Source organism: Ruegeria sp. BC3 (assembly GCF_056539265.1).
The window spans coordinates 69,215-86,823 of sequence record NZ_JBQFUP010000010.1; the positions used below are offsets into that span (position 1 = coordinate 69,215).

At 53.1% G+C, this 17,609-nt stretch carries 17 protein-coding genes; 9 read left to right on the top strand and 8 right to left on the bottom strand.

Going from position 1 to position 17,609, the window contains the following annotated elements; all coding sequences use genetic code 11:
• The first annotated feature begins 85 nt into the window (after nucleotides 1–85).
• From ACR0MV_RS20055 to ACR0MV_RS20085, 7 genes are all read left to right on the top strand, one after another.
• The gene (locus tag ACR0MV_RS20055; RefSeq protein ID WP_170427175.1) at nucleotides 86–364 is read left to right on the top strand and encodes a hypothetical protein; all 279 of its coding nucleotides are present in this window, start codon (nucleotides 86–88) and stop codon (nucleotides 362–364) included.
• 75 nt (nucleotides 365–439) lie between these two features.
• Nucleotides 440–1,033, top strand: a complete 594-nt coding sequence (locus ACR0MV_RS20060) for a hypothetical protein (protein WP_480703451.1) — start codon at nucleotides 440–442, stop codon at nucleotides 1,031–1,033.
• Nucleotides 1,034–1,118: 85 nt separating this feature from the next.
• The gene (gene gntH / locus ACR0MV_RS20065) at nucleotides 1,119–2,267 is read left to right on the top strand and encodes a guanitoxin biosynthesis MBL fold metallo-hydrolase GntH (protein ID WP_480703452.1); all 1,149 of its coding nucleotides are present in this window, start codon (nucleotides 1,119–1,121) and stop codon (nucleotides 2,265–2,267) included.
• A 114-nt stretch (nucleotides 2,268–2,381) separates the two neighbouring features.
• Complete coding sequence (locus ACR0MV_RS20070; RefSeq protein ID WP_480703454.1) at nucleotides 2,382–3,218, top strand: transporter; 837 nt, start codon at nucleotides 2,382–2,384, stop codon at nucleotides 3,216–3,218.
• Nucleotides 3,219–3,257: 39 nt separating this feature from the next.
• Nucleotides 3,258–5,009: a hypothetical protein gene (locus tag ACR0MV_RS20075; RefSeq protein ID WP_170427171.1), complete on the top strand. Its 1,752-nt coding sequence runs from the start codon at nucleotides 3,258–3,260 to the stop codon at nucleotides 5,007–5,009.
• Nucleotides 5,002–6,285, top strand: a complete 1,284-nt coding sequence (locus ACR0MV_RS20080) for a HupE/UreJ family protein (RefSeq protein WP_480703456.1) — start codon at nucleotides 5,002–5,004, stop codon at nucleotides 6,283–6,285. Before ACR0MV_RS20075 ends, ACR0MV_RS20080 begins: the two co-directional genes overlap by 8 nt.
• 432 nt (nucleotides 6,286–6,717) lie before the next feature.
• On the top strand, nucleotides 6,718–7,155 hold the full coding sequence (locus tag ACR0MV_RS20085) for a hypothetical protein (RefSeq protein ID WP_254445826.1): 438 nt from the start codon (nucleotides 6,718–6,720) through the stop codon (nucleotides 7,153–7,155).
• An 11-nt stretch (nucleotides 7,156–7,166) separates the two neighbouring features.
• On the opposite strand, the gene ACR0MV_RS20090 is transcribed toward ACR0MV_RS20085, so the two are convergent.
• The 4 genes from ACR0MV_RS20090 to ACR0MV_RS20105 form a co-directional block, all read right to left on the bottom strand.
• The gene (locus ACR0MV_RS20090; RefSeq protein WP_480703487.1) at nucleotides 7,167–9,173 is read right to left on the bottom strand and encodes an AsmA family protein; all 2,007 of its coding nucleotides are present in this window, start codon (nucleotides 9,171–9,173) and stop codon (nucleotides 7,167–7,169) included.
• A gap of 808 nt (nucleotides 9,174–9,981) precedes the next feature.
• Nucleotides 9,982–11,256 carry a DUF2254 domain-containing protein gene (locus tag ACR0MV_RS20095; RefSeq protein WP_480703457.1) on the bottom strand — a complete coding sequence of 425 codons (1,275 nt, stop codon included), beginning with the start codon at nucleotides 11,254–11,256 and terminating at the stop codon, nucleotides 9,982–9,984.
• Nucleotides 11,257–11,288: 32 nt separating this feature from the next.
• Nucleotides 11,289–11,576 (bottom strand): sll1863 family stress response protein, encoded by a 288-nt coding sequence (locus ACR0MV_RS20100; RefSeq protein WP_480703458.1) that lies wholly within the window; start codon nucleotides 11,574–11,576, stop codon nucleotides 11,289–11,291.
• A 47-nt stretch (nucleotides 11,577–11,623) separates the two neighbouring features.
• Nucleotides 11,624–12,124 carry a Dps family protein gene (locus ACR0MV_RS20105; RefSeq protein ID WP_170429699.1) on the bottom strand — a complete coding sequence of 167 codons (501 nt, stop codon included), beginning with the start codon at nucleotides 12,122–12,124 and terminating at the stop codon, nucleotides 11,624–11,626.
• Between the two features lie 211 nt (nucleotides 12,125–12,335).
• Between ACR0MV_RS20105 and ACR0MV_RS20110 the strand changes: the two genes are divergently transcribed.
• Entirely contained in the window at nucleotides 12,336–12,554 is a 219-nt protein-coding gene (locus tag ACR0MV_RS20110) for a hypothetical protein (protein ID WP_170429673.1), read from the top strand.
• Nucleotides 12,555–12,727: 173 nt separating this feature from the next.
• On the opposite strand, the gene ACR0MV_RS20115 is transcribed toward ACR0MV_RS20110, so the two are convergent.
• From ACR0MV_RS20115 to ACR0MV_RS20130, 4 genes are all read right to left on the bottom strand, one after another.
• Nucleotides 12,728–13,879 carry a metal-dependent hydrolase family protein gene (locus ACR0MV_RS20115; protein WP_480703459.1) on the bottom strand — a complete coding sequence of 384 codons (1,152 nt, stop codon included), beginning with the start codon at nucleotides 13,877–13,879 and terminating at the stop codon, nucleotides 12,728–12,730.
• Between the two features lie 71 nt (nucleotides 13,880–13,950).
• On the bottom strand, nucleotides 13,951–14,181 hold the full coding sequence (locus tag ACR0MV_RS20120; protein ID WP_480703461.1) for a hypothetical protein: 231 nt from the start codon (nucleotides 14,179–14,181) through the stop codon (nucleotides 13,951–13,953).
• A 225-nt stretch (nucleotides 14,182–14,406) separates the two neighbouring features.
• Nucleotides 14,407–15,354, bottom strand: a complete 948-nt coding sequence (locus ACR0MV_RS20125) for a DMT family transporter (protein ID WP_480703489.1) — start codon at nucleotides 15,352–15,354, stop codon at nucleotides 14,407–14,409.
• Nucleotides 15,355–15,618: 264 nt separating this feature from the next.
• Nucleotides 15,619–16,272 (bottom strand): GntR family transcriptional regulator, encoded by a 654-nt coding sequence (locus tag ACR0MV_RS20130; RefSeq protein ID WP_170460349.1) that lies wholly within the window; start codon nucleotides 16,270–16,272, stop codon nucleotides 15,619–15,621.
• 208 nt (nucleotides 16,273–16,480) lie between these two features.
• On the opposite strand from ACR0MV_RS20130, the gene ACR0MV_RS20135 reads away from it, so the two are divergent.
• Entirely contained in the window at nucleotides 16,481–17,563 is a 1,083-nt protein-coding gene (locus ACR0MV_RS20135) for a Gfo/Idh/MocA family protein (protein ID WP_480703463.1), read from the top strand.
• Nucleotides 17,564–17,609: the final 46 nt, after the last annotated feature.

Sequence of the window (17,609 nt, forward strand, 5' to 3'; positions counted from 1 at the left end):
GGTGTCTCCAGGGAGTGCCTTGGCAGACAAACCCTGGAAACAGATTCTGACTCACGGCCAATGGCCTTTGACGGGAGGGGAGCAAGTGGAAAACTTTCTTGCTGCCGGATGTTCCGAATTGGTGAAACAATCGCCCAACGACGAATTCACAATCGTGTCTTTGTCGCGGAGCGATCCAAAGTTTCAGGCGATTTGCCGTGACTTGGGCGAAGCAGTGACCGCTTTTCACAGTTTTCAAGCCGAGGGAGAAAACGGGCGAGCCCGAGCGGCCGAATACAATCAGATCTGCGAGGATCTGAGGCTTGAACTGATGGAATACGTGAACTCGGCCAAGGTCAAACCCAAGGCACATGGTCACCATTGAAGCGGCGCGACGGTCATTCGAACAGGCAACTTGCCCGACACCGTGACTTGAATTCCAACAAGCAAGGAGACTGGAATGATTAGACGAACCTGCCAGACGCTTTTCTTTGTATGTCCAATGGTGCTCGGCCTTATGTCCACTGCTCAGGCACAAGACGGTGATGACCAGGAGTGTAAGGCATTGTTTGTGCAAAATGCCAGTTCAGTGTCGATGACCGCTGAAACGATAACGATGACAGATGTCAGCCCGATCGTCACATTCTTCTGTGACAGGCCGGTGCGGTATGCGGGCGTGCAAAGCATACAGGGCTTTCTGGACATGGTGTCCGAAGGCGACGACAGCTTTGCCGTGGACCCGCCCAACGCCTTACTGACCATCGTTGCGGATGGTGAACCGCCTGTTGATGTGGTCGTGGAGTTGTCGCAACGGCCACTGAACGATCAGGGAACGATGACTTATCCCGGCGTCAAGGTCATCAAGGGTGACATACCACAAGCCACAGGCCCGGGCACGTTGTTCATCGACCATTTCGGTCGACCAATGTCGCCGGGATCGGTGGCAGGCGTGCATCGCCGGCACGACCGCCGCGAGGTTCGTCACTGCGCCGCCGACAACCCCGATAACCCGAACGATCTTTGCAACTGCGGGCCCGGCCTCGTCTGCAACTGAGATAATAGAAATGATGGAGGAGAATATGTTTTATTGCATTGGTAGAAGATTTCACAAATTGGCATTTGTCTGCACAACCTTGGCAATGTCATTTGGCGTCGCCGCAGGTTATGCCGAAAACTTGCCGACCGGCCGGACCGCCACGCAGATCAGTGACGAAGAGTATCCGGCAAGCTATTTCCCAAATACCGAAATTCTGGGAACCGATGAAATGCGGATCACCGCACTGGGGACTGGAATGCCGAACCAAACCAAGGCTGCAGTATCCATTTCGTTTCTCGTTGAACTTGGCAATGGCGACGTATTCCTGTTCGACATCGGGATGGGCTCGATGGGCAATCTATTTTCCCTTCGGCCAGACTTTTCGAAAATTGACAAAGTTTTCGTCAGCCACCTGCATGTCGATCATGTCGGCGACTTCATGGGGCTACACATCGGCAGTTGGCTGTCGGGTCGGTACACTCCTTTACGGATTTATGGTCCCTCCGGATCGACTCCGGAAATGGGCATCAAGGCCTTCGTTGAAAACAGTAAGGCCGCCTACGCCTGGGATCTGGACGGGCGCACTGGCGCATTGCCGGATGATGGAGCCAAGATTGAAGTCACCGAATTCGACTACATGCAGGAAAATGAAATTGTCTACCAAGAAAACGGTGTGACGATCCGGTCATGGCCTGCGATTCACAGTTTGGATGGATCGGTAAGCTATTCGCTGGAATGGAACGGGCTGAAGTACGTGTTCGGTGGCGATACATATCCAAACAAATGGTACGTGAAATATGCTAAAGGTGCCGATCTCGCTACTCATGAGGCATTCCTGCCGCCTAAAGCACTGGCGCCTTATTTCGGCTGGAGCCTCGGACAAGCCACGTATGTTTCAACGCGCGTTCATACCGAACCGGCAGCTTTTGGGAAAGTCATGGCAGAGGTCAAACCGCGCCACGCCATGGGGTACCACTCCGTATTGTCGCCGGAAAACTATCAGGCAATCTTAGAGGGCATCCGTTCAACTTATGACGGTGAGTTGACACTGGCCCGAGACCTGACAGTCATCAACGTGACCAAAGACAAGATCGTGGTACGAGAAGCATCGGTGGACGAATACGCGCTGCCCCCTTCCGTGTCGCAGGCCTATATCGACGCGCCACGGTCCAAGGAAAAGGAACCGTCCGACAAAGTTTTGGCAGGGAAATGGAAGGGTTACACCCCGCCGAAGATGCCGGATGACAAGTAGCCCGCACTTGGAGGGCGCGTCTCCGCCTGGCGCGCCCGTAAACCCAAGTATTGCAGGTCGATACGTCTCTGTCCGACTGCGTGAGGGAAAGTGCTTCAAGGAAAGAACGTATTTATGACAGCTCTTGCCAAATCGCTTTTATCCAAACCGGCTCGATCAAGCATATTGGCGTCGGTTGCTCCTACCGCTCTGGCATCGAGCCCCGCTGCAGCAGATGACTCTGAGCTGGCCAAGCAATTGTCGAACCCGCTGGCGTCGCTGATCTCAGTGCCGTTCCAGTTCAATTACGACACCGGTTACGGCAGCGAAGATGGCAATCAGACAACTTTGAACATTCAAGCTGTAATACCCTTTCCCCTGACCGATAACCTGAACCTAATCACCCGGACAATCATTCCATACAAATGGCAAAACGGTGTTTTCAACGCGTCCGGGAGCAACCAGGGTTTCGGCGATTCAACGGTAAGCCTTTGGTTCAGCCCTAACAAGTCATCATTCACATGGGGCGTCGGACCCATCTTCTATTTGCCCACATCCAGTAACCGCGAACTGGGCGCAGGCGAGTGGCGCGGAGGAATAACAGGTGTCGTACTGGTTCAGGAAGGGCCATGGACCATCGGCGGGTTGGGCAACCATATCGGGTCTTTCGAAAGCAGCGACATCAATTCTACCTATCTTCAGCCTTTTCTGGCGCACACCACCAAAGACGCTTGGACATACACGGTGAATTCCGAAGCCACCTATGATTGGACCACGGACGAGTGTACCGCGCCTGTGAATTTCATGATCTCAAAGGTGGTCAGGTTTGGGGAACAGCGCGTGCCTCTACAGGCCGGCGGGCGTTACTACCTGGCTTCTCCAGAGTCCGGCCCGGATGGTTGGGGGGGCTCGGCTGTCCGCGACACTTGTGTATCCGTGATGATTACAGGGGGGCGTTGTACCGTTTTTTGACCAATGACGAGACTATCGCAACATATCGGGTGCTTACTGATGGCGCTCGTGGTTTCCATCCTTGCGACCTACGTCAAGGGTGATGTGATCCCGTACAGCGGGGCAGAAGTCGCCAAAAACATCGCTGTGTTCCGAATTGAAGACGAGGGTATTCGTCTGGAGCTGGAAATCTACCCCGAGGATTTGGAGGTTTTCGAACACGCCTTTCAGTTGAAGCTTATAACGGCATCCGTTGCGGCACCGGCCAAGTTTCATCAGTCACTCGGTGAGATTCCGGAAAGCCTTATGGTCGCTCGCGCTGACGGGAAGCCGCTGCCGTTTGACGTGATACGTGCGGAACACCGACAGAGAATTGACCGGGCCTCGCCTTTTGCCGGAAAGACCGATCCCCTCACCGGAAGGCCAATCCCCGGTCCGCCCGAAAATTCGGACGTTATGTATCTTGAGGTGTTTTATAGTTTTGAGGGCGCGCGGCCTGAGTCTCTGATCGTTCACCCTCCGTATGCTGATGGCGGATCGCCCGTAGCATCAATTGGTTTTATGGTATTTGACCGCCACGTCCCAATCACGCGGTTCAGTTTTCTGAACAAAGACATGCATCTGGCGATCAGTTGGCCTGACCCGTGGTTTACGGTATTTGCGAACCCCAATCTCAATCGTCCGTCACAAAGTGGCACAACTTCATTCCTGTATGTGACGCCGCGAGAGCTTCGGCATGAAGTACTCATCCGGGTTCGGGATCTCGCACCGTGGATTAACCAAGAGTTTATGACCGGTAGCAAGCTGGAACCTGCGCGTCAGTCGCGGATTCTAACCGGTGCGTTAGAGGCGTTCAAAATCCGTAATTCGCTGAGCATCTCGGGAAACGTCGTCCACCCTGCCTCTGCTCGTGGAACATTTCTGACGTTAGGAGAACGAGGGTTTCAAGTCGTTGAAGGCAATCCAATGCTCATAGCCGATACAACGTTTGTCGGCGTTATACTGACCTATCCGATCTCGGAGTTGCCGACTACAGCATCAATCAACTGGGAGATGTTTGATGATGCGATTCAGAAAGTCCCAATAACACTGACAGACATTGCCGGCCCGTTCTTCGCCTGGGCATCACCGGACGAACCTGTCGTCACATGGACCAACCATCTGAAACGATACAACAATCCAGAAGTCACGCCGATTCAAGCAGCGGGTATCTTCGTTATACCTTTGTGGATAGTACTGTCTGTTGCCCTGTCTGTAGGCGCAGGCGTGATCGCGTTCCGATCATCCAGGACAATGATGTGGATCGGCGTTGTGGCTCTATCAGCAATATCTCTTTTTGCTGGCATCGCTTTTTCAGGGAAACACGCAATTCCGGTCCTAAACCCGATCTCTGGCCAATCTGAAACACAGATTGTGACGAACGCATTATCCCGTCTTCTGTCCAATACATATGTAGCCGCTCTCGAAGTATCTTCCGAAGAGAGGAAACTGGCGCTTGCGCCGATCGTCATAGGCGCGTCGCTCTCTGATGTGGCTGCTGAGCTGGAAACCAGTTTGACGATCCAGGTGCCCGGGGGCGGGCGTGCGCAAATTGTCGACGTCACGAATGTCGTCATTGTAGACGGCGATATAACCCGCAGAGGAAAGTTCGAAGGCGTTGTACAGTGGCGCGTCGACGCGCAGGCCGGCCATTGGGGTCATGATCACCGCCGGCGCGTGGAGTATCGCGCCCGGGTAGAGTTCCAGCCCGAACGAGGAAACTGGGCCCTGTCCGCCATCACTGTGTTGGAGGCACGTTCGCCAGATGTCTGATCGTTTGCGAAATACCCTGTTGGTTAGTGTAACCGCCTTTCTGATCGTCTCTGCAGTCGCAAGCCAGGCGCATTTTCTTCTGAACCTAAATGTGCGGATCTTCCATGTTGAGCACACAAATGACGGGCTCCGCATCTTTATGCGCGTGCCGATGCCATATCTTGTCGCGGACAAGACCGGCGAACCAATCGAGGGCGGTCTTCCCTCAGTTGCACCATTTACGACCAATGCTTTTGAGGATGGCCGCGTGGTTCACTTTGTCGATCCCGCCGAAATTGCCGTAGACCCGCTTGGGCTCGGCCAAATCGCTGAAACCGGCACAGTCTTAATGGCCAGGGAAACGCATGTTCCTGGTAATGTTGAATATGTTGCGCTTCATCGTGTGGGCGAAGAACCTGGCTTTGCAACGTTGAATGAAGCCAAACACGCTGTATCTCAAGGCTCAACCCTGAAGGACAATCCGCTTGCCTATGTCGGCGACGTGGTTGTTGATACTGTAATAAACTACAATTTCGGGCATGCACCTTCGGCCTACACCTTATCCAGCCTGCTTAATCCCGGTTTGCCAGACCAGGATATGACCGCGAACCTTATCCTGGATTACGGTGTTAGCGATCCATTGGTTTTTCGAACACGGGGACTGATGAAGGATCCGATCGAGGTCTCCAGATCCAGAATGGCGGGGATCGTTACCTTTGTCTGGGAAGGTGTGCGCCACATTCTGGAGGGCATCGACCATGTCCTGTTTGTTGTTTGTCTGGTCATCGGAGCGCACGGATTGCATGCGCTTTTATGGCGGGTCACCGGCTTTACAGTTGGTCACAGCGTTACCTTGTCGCTTGGCTTCTTCGGCTACGTGCCATCGGGCGCATGGTTTGTCCCATTCGTGGAAACGGGTATCGCTTTGTCCATAATCTATGCGGCTTTTCTGGCAGTGTTGGAGGTCGGCTCGGATATCGACTCCAACAGAAAGGTTTTTGTCATTACCGTCCTGATGGGCCTCCTTCACGGTCTTGGCTTCAGTTTCGTTTTGCACGAAATTCTGCAGGTAACGTCTCCGAATATCTGGCAGAGCCTATTGGCTTTCAACGTTGGCGTTGAAGTTGGTCAACTGGCAATTGTGCTGATGACTTGGCCGCTTTTGTCCCTTTTTGCAAGGTTCGGCCCAACCCCGGAGATGTCGCTAAGGGTGTCGATTGCGATCAGTTGCGGAACGATAGCAAGCTGGTGGACTTTTGTGCGCGGAAAAGATTTTCTGGAGATGCTACTAAGCTAAATTTAAGATACTGACGCCAAGCAAGAATCCTGTCTGAAGTTTGTAGAACACGCATTTCCTCACGGTCAGTGTTGCTTGGCACCGGTCAATGCGAATGCAGGCAGGCGTCAAAGCTGCGATCCGCACCAAAAGTGACTATGCGCTTGCCTGAGCAAGTATGTACTTTCAACACCAATGTCCGGTTCAGGAAAGCTGCAGTACAGCGACTTCGGATATCGTGAATGTCTCTTATGCGGCTTTGAGCTGGAAGCAGACTTCACGGTTGCGCTCTGACAATTTGTGTCCTGGTGAAACTTTTCCTGAATCGTTTGATTGATCTTCTTTGATCGGTAGGATGGGTAAACCTTCAAGACTAATCCGGGGTCAAAAATGTACAGATATGTGCTGACAACGTTGGCTTTGTGTTGTGCAAGCTTACTTCATGCTGCTGGTATGGAACGGTGGGGTGAATCCGGGGACTGGACAATCCTGATTGATCCCGAAAAGGGCAACGGCTGTCTTGCTTGGAAACCCTTTGAAAATGAAATGACCGTTGAAATCGGCGCGGCACCCAATCAGGCTGGTGGCTTTTTTGCAGCCTTTAATCCGGCCTGGGTTCAAATCGAGGACGGGGCGACCGGGGTCGTACAGTTCGACTTTGGTGATGCGAAGTTTGAAGGCGAAGCAGTTGGAATCTTCAAGAATGGCGTTCCAGGTGGCTACGCCTTTTTCGACAACCCGGCATTTGTAACCGAGTTTGGAAAACGCCAAAGCGTCACGATTATTGGCGAAAGCGGGGCTGAGGTTGAACTCGATCTCAGCGGATCTGCAAAAGCCATTGAGGCCGTTCTGGCGTGTCAGACCGAACAGCCGGAACCGCTGAAGAACTAGGGCGCATCCAACTACTGCAATTGATTGATGTCCGGCACGCACGGTTGCCTGTCGGCAGGCATAGCATCAGCGCCCTCTGGAGCCTTGCTTCTAGACCCACCCACGTCCAGCTTGAACTTTGGCGACGAAAGCTGACCCGTTACATCAAATGGCCAAGCGCTCCGGGATAGGGGTTTGCCGACGCGACGAGGCTCCGCTCTTAATGCGATGCTATCGTTCAGCCAGTCCACTTGCCCCCTGGCCACCAGTTGAACCGATCCTGTTTCGATGACGATGGAGTTCGAACTGACCCGTCCGGCCTGGATATCAACCGGGGCGACCACGCAAGTGATGTCGGTGTAACCCTGTCGAAACTCCTCTGAAAACAGCCAAGGGAAAACACCCAACCCCGCCAGTTCCAATAGGCTGGTACTGATATAGCCCTGCGACATCGACAAAGACGCGTTGCCGCGCATGGAGTTGATGAAGGCTTTGCCCGAGGCGGTGCTGCCAGAAACGTTGAATTCACCGTTCAAACGCCCATAGGCATCAATACCAATACCTAGTTCATCAAGGATCTCACCGAATTCCCATCCCGAAGTTGATCCCGACAATGAAAGCCAATCGGGCGAGTCAACCAGGTCCATGACCGCCCTCAGGCTGAAGTTTCCGCCGCCATAGGCCATCTGGAGAGGGCCGAGATCCACGGTTCCGTCTTTTGCAGACAGTTGGCTTGAAACAGATGTTACCCCTTGCTGGCCTATAATCTCTTTGAAGTCGATCTGTACTTCGACGTCAGCTTCTCTCAGAACACGTTGTACATCCAAAAGATCGGCAGGTTTCCCTTTCTCCTTTGGCAACACCAGGGGCTGAACGTCTGTCTCCTTCGGCAAAACCAAAGGCTGAACTTCGACTTCAGGTTCTTTTGTGGCCTCGCCTACCAAGCTTTGCAGTTGATCCAGTAGGGCAGTCAGGTTCTTCAGGTCGTTGAGATCGAGTTTTTCGCTTGTGATGTTACCACGGACGACGGGTGCACCTTCGGGAAACTTTGTATCCAATGCTGCAAGAAGATGCGAAGATCCGGCTTCGAACTCGATTGCGGCATCAAAGTCTTCGCCCTGCCTAGAGGTTTCAGCATCGATAGCTAGTGCTCCGATTTCGACAGGTTGCAAGTTGAGCGCGGTCAGAAACTGGGCACCGTCGTCGACATCCAGTTCAACGTCGAAATCGAAACCGGCTAGCCCTTTTAGCTCGTTGACAGATAGTGCGAGATCGAGTGCCCAGAGATCGGTGTCGTAAGCAGTCGCGTTAAACCTATTGAGTGAAACCGGCCCGCCTGCATTGGATATGTTGAAATCGGCTTTGATGCCGCCGAATTGGTCAACATAGTCGTCATCGAGGTTGGGCAAAATCATTTTGGCGGGCCCGTTTAGCTCACCATCGAAAGTTACGTCCTGAAGCTGAAGCAGATCGAGGATTTCACCTTCGGCTCTAAGGATAGGCTCTTCAATTGGACCGGCTTGCAGCGCGATGCCCAGCATGGCGAGCCGGCCGTCTGGCATGCGGCGAATGCTTTCGATTGAGGCTGGGCCGATTACGTCCAGCCCCTGGTCAAATGCATTGGTTTGGAACAGCAACTTCTCGAATTCGAAGGAAGCCAGCGATCCGACCATATGCATTTCAAAGCCAGTGAATTTAAGTTCCTGGATACTTTTCGCTGCTGGTGGAGGCTGTCCTTCGGGATGAAGCCGCGCGTTGAAAAGCAGATCGACGCCCTGAGCGCTGTAGAGGTCATCCATTGAACCTTCAGCTTTGAGTTCTTGCCCATCTTCAAGACTTACAGTTGTTGTAAACGCCTCGATCTTCAGAGCGTCCTGAGACACGAGTTCTGCTTGCAGCTGCCCATTGCCTTCTAAAACGCGTTCCAGCCCTATGACGTCCAGAAAATCACCGAACTCACCTGTGTCCATTTCCAAGACAGCCCGATAGCCACCCCCTTCATCTGCTGAAAAGGGCTCGCCATCGTAGCTTACGGTCATTTCTCCAAAACTGGCGCGTGTCGTAAACGGTGAGGCGTGTGGGTAGTCGCCTTCGATTTCGAACCCCTGACCGTTGACGGAGCCGGAACCAGAGACCTTTGTTCTTTGTCCATTATCTACTTGTTCGAGTGCGAGGGACCGAAGGTCAAACACAAATGAGAAGCCAGAGACCTTGTCGTCAATGTTTAGCCCGATTGACTTGAAACTGACGTTCTTGTCGCTCAGGAAATTCAGGATTCCACTGGTTTCTGTGTCGATCTCATCGGTACCATCACCGCTCGCGACGTCTTTTTGATCATCCGCTGATACTGTTTCCCCTGAAGTTGGCTTGGGTGTTGGAGCGCCTTTTCGCCAGCTTGTGGTGCCGTCTTCGGCCGTCAGAAGATTTGCTTTTAGGCCGTCCAACACGATCCTGATCTTCTCTTCTGCGGAATACTGTTTGCGGGTCGCACGGCGAATGTCCTTTACGACCTTCTCACCGTGGCTCTGCTTGGTTCCGGCTTTCTTTCTCATCTCCACTCCTTGGCGGTTACGATGAGCCAGAAACCCTCTCTTATCAAATAAACCTAAACTGTCCCATTGGCTCTGACGTCAGACACAAGAGTACCTCGCCAGAGCAATGGAACACAGAGTTTCGATAAGTGCAGTCAGGCCAAAGTAGCCGTTTGGTTTCGCCACTCACTGACTACCTTTCGATGAAATGTAACTAAGACCTATAGAAGAGCACTTTTCAATAAGTTGGGGGATGGCCCACTCACAAACCACCCCCCCCCAGCCGCACTGGGCTGCAATTGTCCAGGACGGTTGACTAAAACCCTTCAATTGCGGTTTCTACCTGCCCACAAAACTTATCAATATCGCGCTCAAGCATATCGCTTTCTCGGGTCTCATCTCTGACCGCAGATAGTTCATCCACAACAGCCCGCAAATCTTCTTCTGGAGCTGCCTCCGCCATGCGCACCAAAGCTCGAATAAGGGCGGCCGTTACGAGGCCATTACCCCGGGCTGCGCGTCTCAGTGCCGGCATCGAGTCGTGAAACAGTGCCTCGGCCGTGATGGACGGGTAAACCACCCGCACGTTTCCGTCATCATCCCGATACACTCCCGTGCAGAGCTTGGACGACCACGCACGGGCCAGTGATGCCGATAGACGGTCGATGCAGACTATTGCGGTAAAAGTGTCGTTGACACCCGGTGACAACGCCCGAAGTGCGATTTCAATGAGCAGATGGACAGAAAAGCGAATATCGCCGTTCGGATCACGCGCGGGGATCAACGGAGCTGCCGCTTGCACCAGATCATAAAGGCTTTCGTCACTATCACCATAAACATTGGCTAAAGTGTCCGTTGGAACCATGAAGTCACCTGGCTGCACATCAAAAACGACGACTGCTCCTGCCTCCTTGGCCGCACTCACCAGACCTTCGGTATTGATCGAGTTCACATATCCAGTGCCTGAAGCCAAGACTTGGCGCATGTCTTCCACCTCAGGGACTGCCTCTGAAGATGGGATATCTGCACTGTTTTCGATTGCGGTGTTCACTTGGCGATCCAAGGCTTCAGAAATCCGCGCCGCCTCCTGATCAATGGTTACGCGCGTCGATACTGTATGAACGAAGAGCAGAAGCAAAAGAACTGAGATGATCGAATAGGCTATTCCAATCGCAACGGCCAAATTGACGGATGTGTCATCGCGTATCAGCCACAAGATCATCAAGCTGTACAAAAACGTCGCTCCAAGTGAGCCCACTGCAATCTGATTTACCCTGTCTTCGCCAAAGCGCTGCAAGAGCCTGGGCCCAATAGATCCCGCTGCCAAGGTGTAGACCAGCAAAACAATCGAGTAGACCATAACCAACGCGGACATGGATGCTGCCGAGATTGCGCTTAGTACATCGCTCGCAGTACGATTAGAAACGCTCATCCAATCGGAAGCGGTCCAACCCCAACTCACGAGCGCTTGCTCCGTCCTGAAGACAATCCCAGCCACCAAAAGCCCTGAAAGACTTATGGCAGCAGGGATGGTTAGGAACCCGCGAAAGTACCTCACTAAGTCTTTAGGTGTTTGCATTCCGGTCCCCATTCACGACACAAGCTTTGTTCACGAACCCAGATTTACGCGAACCGATCGGCCGCTTCTTTCAAAGCACTCTGCATATCGCCCCAAGCAGCCTCGTAGCCCTTTTTAACATCTTCCCAGGCTTCATTGCTGGTCGACTTCAACTCTTCCAGTCGGACCTCTGCGTCAGACCTTGCCTTGTAAAGCTTGCTGAGCTGTTCCTCGAACTCGAGTTTGGCATCCGCTTCCGCCACCTTCAGCTTGGCTTCGAGAACATCAATCTGGGCGTTCCAATTATCCAGTTGCAGCTGTGCCTTTTTCTCGTACCCAACACGTGTCATCATTTTTCCTTTCTTCGCAAACCTTGGTTCAAATCGAGGGGAGCCGCCAATCAGGCCGCGACAATTGCCTTGAGCATCCAGACCGCCTCCTCATGCTTCGCCATCCTGGCGTTCATCAGATCCTCCGTAGCCCCATCGCCATAACGGGCTGCGGTCGCGGCAGTCTCACGCAGGTTTCGGGCAATCGCTTCGTGGTCTGCGACCAATTGTTTGATCATCCCCTCTGCATCTTTAACCGTCTCTTCTTCGGTCAGCTTGGCTTGGCTAACCATGTCCGTGAACGAGATCGGTGCCACCTGACCCAACGCACGCACACGCTCGGCCAGTTCATCCGCAGCTTCGAACAGGTCGCGATACTGACGCTCTGTCAGTTCATGGATCGGCAGGAATAGTGGGCCCACGACATTCCAGTGTGTGCCTTGCGTTTTCACCATCAGGACCATGGTTTCGGCCAGTACCTCCGTCACCGCGTTGGCGATCCAGGCGTTCTTGTCGATGCCTGTGTCGTTGGATTCTTCCTGAACTTCAGACTTCAAGACTTGCTGTATCATTTTCACTCCGTTTCGTTGCTTGCGGAGTAAAACCTAAGGGCGATTCATAAAATTTCAAATAAAATCATATACTTAATATAGGTATCCGACGCATCATGGGGCGCTTCATGATCCTGGGTATCCGGCACAACATGCCAAGATTGATGTAGACACGCAGGCCCATTGGCATACATGCTTGGAGTAACTGACGTAAGCTACTGAGGTCATGCCAGTGTCTGATCCAAATCGACCGCCAAAACGCACGGAAAAACTGCAACTGATGCTCGACCTCGAAGAGCTTAAAGCCATAGATGATTGGCGGTTCGAGAACAGACTGCCATCCAGAGCGGCCGCCATTCGGGAACTCATCCGTCGTGGTCTGATTTCCAATGAGTTCGAAGAACCACCAACTGACGCGCCTTCTGGTGAGTTTCGTGTTGTAGACGAGTGACAAGAACATCCATAGAGCATTCGACTGAAGCCCCGAGACGTTTCGCAGTGCCGCGCTCAGCTGGCTGTTAAGCAGAATTCAGTGAATGTCTGCATTATGGACAAAACAGCCATATGCAATCGAAGTGAAAGCAGGCTGTGTACCGCCACCAAATTGGTCAGTCGGCGGACACGCTAATCCAATTCGTTCACGTACACCGCCCCATTGAGCATGACGAAGTCAATCGTGTCGATTGGTTCCCACTCCTCTGGTGCGTCGAACCACTGATCAGTACCGCCAATTACGGTGATGTCCTCGAGCGGGTTTCCATCCACCAGAATAAGATCAGCATAGGCTCCAGCTTCGATCACGCCGAGCTTGCCAGCCTGATATGGGTTCCTTGGCCCAGACATGGCGATCATTTCCCCGGCGGTCGAAGTCAACTGCTTCAACACTTCAAAATTGCTGTCGAATGTCTGCGTCCGCCACCCGATTTCATAGCGTCGCGCTCGTTCTGCATCGGCGAACTTGCCGACGTAGTCAGAGGCAAAGACGACTTTGATGCCGTTCTTGAGAAGGTTGCGACCAAAATCAGCGTACTGTTGGCCGAGTTCTTCCACCAACGGGATTTTATCTTCTGGCATAAGAGGGTTGCGTGCAAGGTCAGGAGATATACCCCACATTTGTGGGACCATGTACCCGCCTTCCGCTGCGATACGCTGCATGGTCTCTTCGGAAATGAATAACCCGTGTTCAAAAGTTTTGACGCCGCAATCAAGAAGTCGGTTTACGGCGCGGTCAGTAAAAGTATGTGCCGCGACGTATGTTCCCCGATCTGCCGCCGCGCCGGTAATTGCGCAGATTTCATCTTCGGTAAATTGCGTCGTGTCGATTGGGTCAAAGCGCGATGAGCCCCCGCCGCCGCCCATGATCTTGATCTGTGTGGCACCGTTACGCAGGTTCAAGCGCGTGGCCTTCAGCGCCTCAGGTACTCCGTCTACGACATTACCAATACCCATGCGTTCAAAATTCGACAGGTCGCCAGCATCGTTAATCGAAAAACCTGCGTCAGCGCGGTCGCGGAAATCACCGTGGCCAGAAGTCTGCGAGATGAAAGCGCCAGATGGATACAAGCGCGGGCCGACTACGCGACCTAAATTGATTGCTCTGGCCAAGCCAAACGCAGGACCGCCCATGTCCCTCACGGTCGAGAACCCATCTCTAACAAAACGTTCAGAAACGATGACCGCGTTGTAGCTGATGTCAGTAATGTCGAGGTCGCGCTCTACTGGCCCGAAGTCATCATTGATCATGACATGAGCATGGCCATCTATCATACCCGGCATGAGAGTGCGGCCACCGCCATCTATAACAACAGCATCCGGCGCATCGATGGTTCCCTCAGAAACCTCACTGATTAGGCTGCTTCGACAAGCACACTTCCTGCTTTCAAGCCATCGTTAACGCCATCGAAGGTATTGATGTTTGTAATAAGCGTTTTCTCAGGCCGCTCTGCGTCGAAAATCATCGCAGGCAATTCGCCGGGCGCATATGCACTGGAAATGTCCGACTGCGCAGCGGCCTCTAGTGCTGTCAGCGAAACGCTGGCGGCAAGAGCGACCAGAAAACCTGATTTTGAAAAGGTCATGATAGTTTTCCCCCCGTCTTTCTTACGAGTAGCATGCGCCTGTTAGACCAAACAAAAAATGATTGGCATGCCAAGCGACGTGCTGCGCAAAAGAGAAACGACCTGACGTGCGCTCCAAAGGGCAAAGTCTCGTGGATGGACGACGGTTTTTTTGATCGCTTTGTGCTCGAACCGGACCTTCGATGCGGCTGGCGCAAATGGCTGCTTTGGGTCGGGCTAATAGCCTTAGATTGGAGGTACGGCACGTACGGTGACCAACTGTCTGGCCGCCACCCTTTCGCGATGTATCATATACAGCCCAGCGCTGATGATGATGGCGATGCCTAACAGGCTAAGCGCGTTCGGGAAGTCGCTGAAGACAAGATAGCCGAACAATGTTGCGACCGGCAGCTCAAAATACTGCAGCGGAGCCAGCGTGACGGAAGGCGCAAAAGACAGCGCATACGTCATCATCATGTGACTCACCGTCGCGAAAAAGCCAGCGCCTAAAAGCCATAACAACGCGATGTCTGTCGGCCAAACGGGATCAAACAAATCAGAGCCGGAATCTTGCGCAAAAAATAGAGCAGGAATGCAAAGCAGGCTGGCGATCAGGCCGGTGTGGAATTGCAGGGTCACAGGGTGCACCCGACGCGACAACCCCCGGGTCAAAAGAATGTAGAAAGCGAAGGCAACTGCCGTGCCAAGCGGAATAATAGCAACCGCGCCGAAAGCTGCGAAACTTGGCTGGATGACGAACAACACCCCCACAAACCCCACAAGCGCTGCGCCAACGCGACGCGGGCCGACGGCTTCTCCAAGATAGAACTTGCCGACCAACAAGACGATGAACGGGGCCACGAACACGATTGCCAGCGCATCGGCAAGGGGCATCACCCGGATCGCGGCGATGAAGCAAAATGTTGCGAAAACCAACAGCAATGATCGGAAAACCAGCACCATCACCTGACCTTTCGCCACGCGCAACGACAGTCCCATTATCCAGATGAAAGGCGCCATCAAGGCGCATTGCACCACAAACCGAGCCGCCGTAATCTGCCCAACCGGCACACTGGTCGACGCGAGTTTCGCAGACACATCCAGCAAAGGAGCGGTTAGGCAAAATCCCAGCATCAGCGCAACGCCGACAAGGGTGCGATCCGGAGATTGAGGTATGGGTTCAGCAGAGGTCATCGTTTCATTTAGAGATGTCGCCAAATGCTTGTCTGTTCTCAATACGACGACAGGCAAAAGTCCCGCAATCCACGAGTTCGGGTTGAATTGGATGTAGCGCTCGTGGCGAATGTCTCCTCTGAAGGGCCGCACAGCCGCATCAGGTGGCCGGGCCAAAGGGCAGCTAAGGGCCGTTCACAAACTTCTCGATTTAGATTTAGAATTTTGAGATTTTCACTGCCAAGTCGACCTGAAGACGTCGAAGCACGCAATCAGCCTGCCGCCTTACATAGCCTCTAACGTGTGGGTGAGGCCGTTTCGGATGTGATCCTCCAACAGTTTCTTGGCCGTGTCGGCGTCTCTGGCCAGTGCCGCATCAAACATGCCCTTGTGCTCCTTGACGGCCTCTTCGCCACGATAGGTCAGCACGAGCATCTGATACCGCAGATATTTGTCGTAGATGATCGAGTGCAGAGACAGAAGGTTCTTGGAATTGCAGGCCGCGATCATCGCCTGGTGAAACTCCCAATCATATCTTTTCCAAGTCTCTTTTTCGGATTCATCTCCTCTGAGAAGCTGCTGTTCCATCAGGTGCAGTTTGTGGTGTGCAGCAACGAGGTTGCCTTCCCAGTCCGTGTCGCCATTCGCAATAGACAACTCCAACGCGTGGCATTCCAACAGGACTCGCAGCTCTGATATCTCGGTCAGGTCTTCTCGTGAAACCGGCGTGACCAGGAACCCCCGTTGCTCGGGAGCTTCGACAAATCCGTCGCTGGCGAGCCTGTTCAGCGTTTCACGAAGTGTCGAAAGGCTTGCCGAGTAGCGTTCCTTCAAAGCGTCCAGCTTTAGTTTGGAGCCGGGCTGCAGTTCCCCGAAGATGATGTCCCGCTTGATGCGCTGATAGGTGCTTGCACCTATCGTAGACGGCTGTTTCGCCATGCGTTTCACCCGATATTATCAGTTTCCTCGTTCAATTAGCATTTTTCAGAGACATCAGCAATCCAAACTGATGTATGGTATAAATAAAAATATCATACATTATTGCGGAATCGCGAAAACCCCAATACGGTCGTGGCCAAGTTGGGCATAGCAGCCTGATCGCAATCATCGGTTTCGGGATTTTCCGGACCCTCCGGAAGGAAGCAAAGTGTCTAAGAACTTTCGCATTGCCATTGTCGGCATTGGCCTTGTTGGACGCCGCCACGCAGACGCTATCCGAGCGTTGCGCCATGTTGATCTTGTCGCGGTGGTCGACCCCAGCGATGAAGGTCGTGCTTACGCCGTTGAGCACGGGGTCGCATGTTACGCGACCCTCGAGGAAATGTTTGCAAATCAGACGCCGGACGGAGCTGTTCTTGCGACCCCGACCACGCTTCATGTCGAACAAGGCCTCAAGTGTGTTCGAAATGGTTGTCCCGTTCTTGTCGAAAAACCGATCGCGGTAGAAGCCACCGCTGCACTTGAGCTTGTTCAAGCAGCGGAGAAGGCCAATGTGCCACTGATGGTCGGACATCATCGTCGACACAATCCTCTGATCCGGTCGGCTAAGGAAGCCATTGCCGATGGGAAGATTGGAGATGTGCGCGCTGTCCATGCGAATTGCTGGTTCTATAAGCCAGACGAGTATTTTGATGCTGCGCCCTGGCGCAAGAAACCCGGTGCAGGGCCCATCTCGGTCAATCTTGTCCACGATGTGGATCTGCTGCGGTACCTGGCCGGAGAAGTCATGACCGTACAGGCTCAGTCGGCTGCATCGCAGCGGGGTTACGACAACGAAGATGTTGCCGGTGCTCTATTGACGTTCGAAAGCGGAGCGATAGGGACCATAAGTGTGTCCGACAGCATCGTCGCCCCGTGGAGCTGGGAGATGACGTCTCAGGAATATCCAATCTATCCTTCAACCACTGAGAGTAGCTACATGATAGGTGGCTCTCATGGGTCGTTGTCCGTTCCCGATCTTCGATTGTGGAGTTACCAGGGTGAGCAAAGGGATTGGTGGACGCCAATCTCATCAACCGCGCTGAAGAAGGGTGCGTCTGACCCCCTGGTCAATCAGCTTAGGCACTTTGTTGAAGTAGCTCGGCACGAAGCAGAACCGATTGTGTCTGGATGGGAAGGTTTCAGAACGCTTCAAGTTATTGAAGCTATTCAGAATTCCTGCAGGACAGGTGAGACGGTCAGGATCAAGAGCTCACAAAAAACACCAATGGCAGATGCAACTGCTGTATAAAATATCAGATATTTTGTAAAAAATCTTGCAAAATGTCCAAAATAGG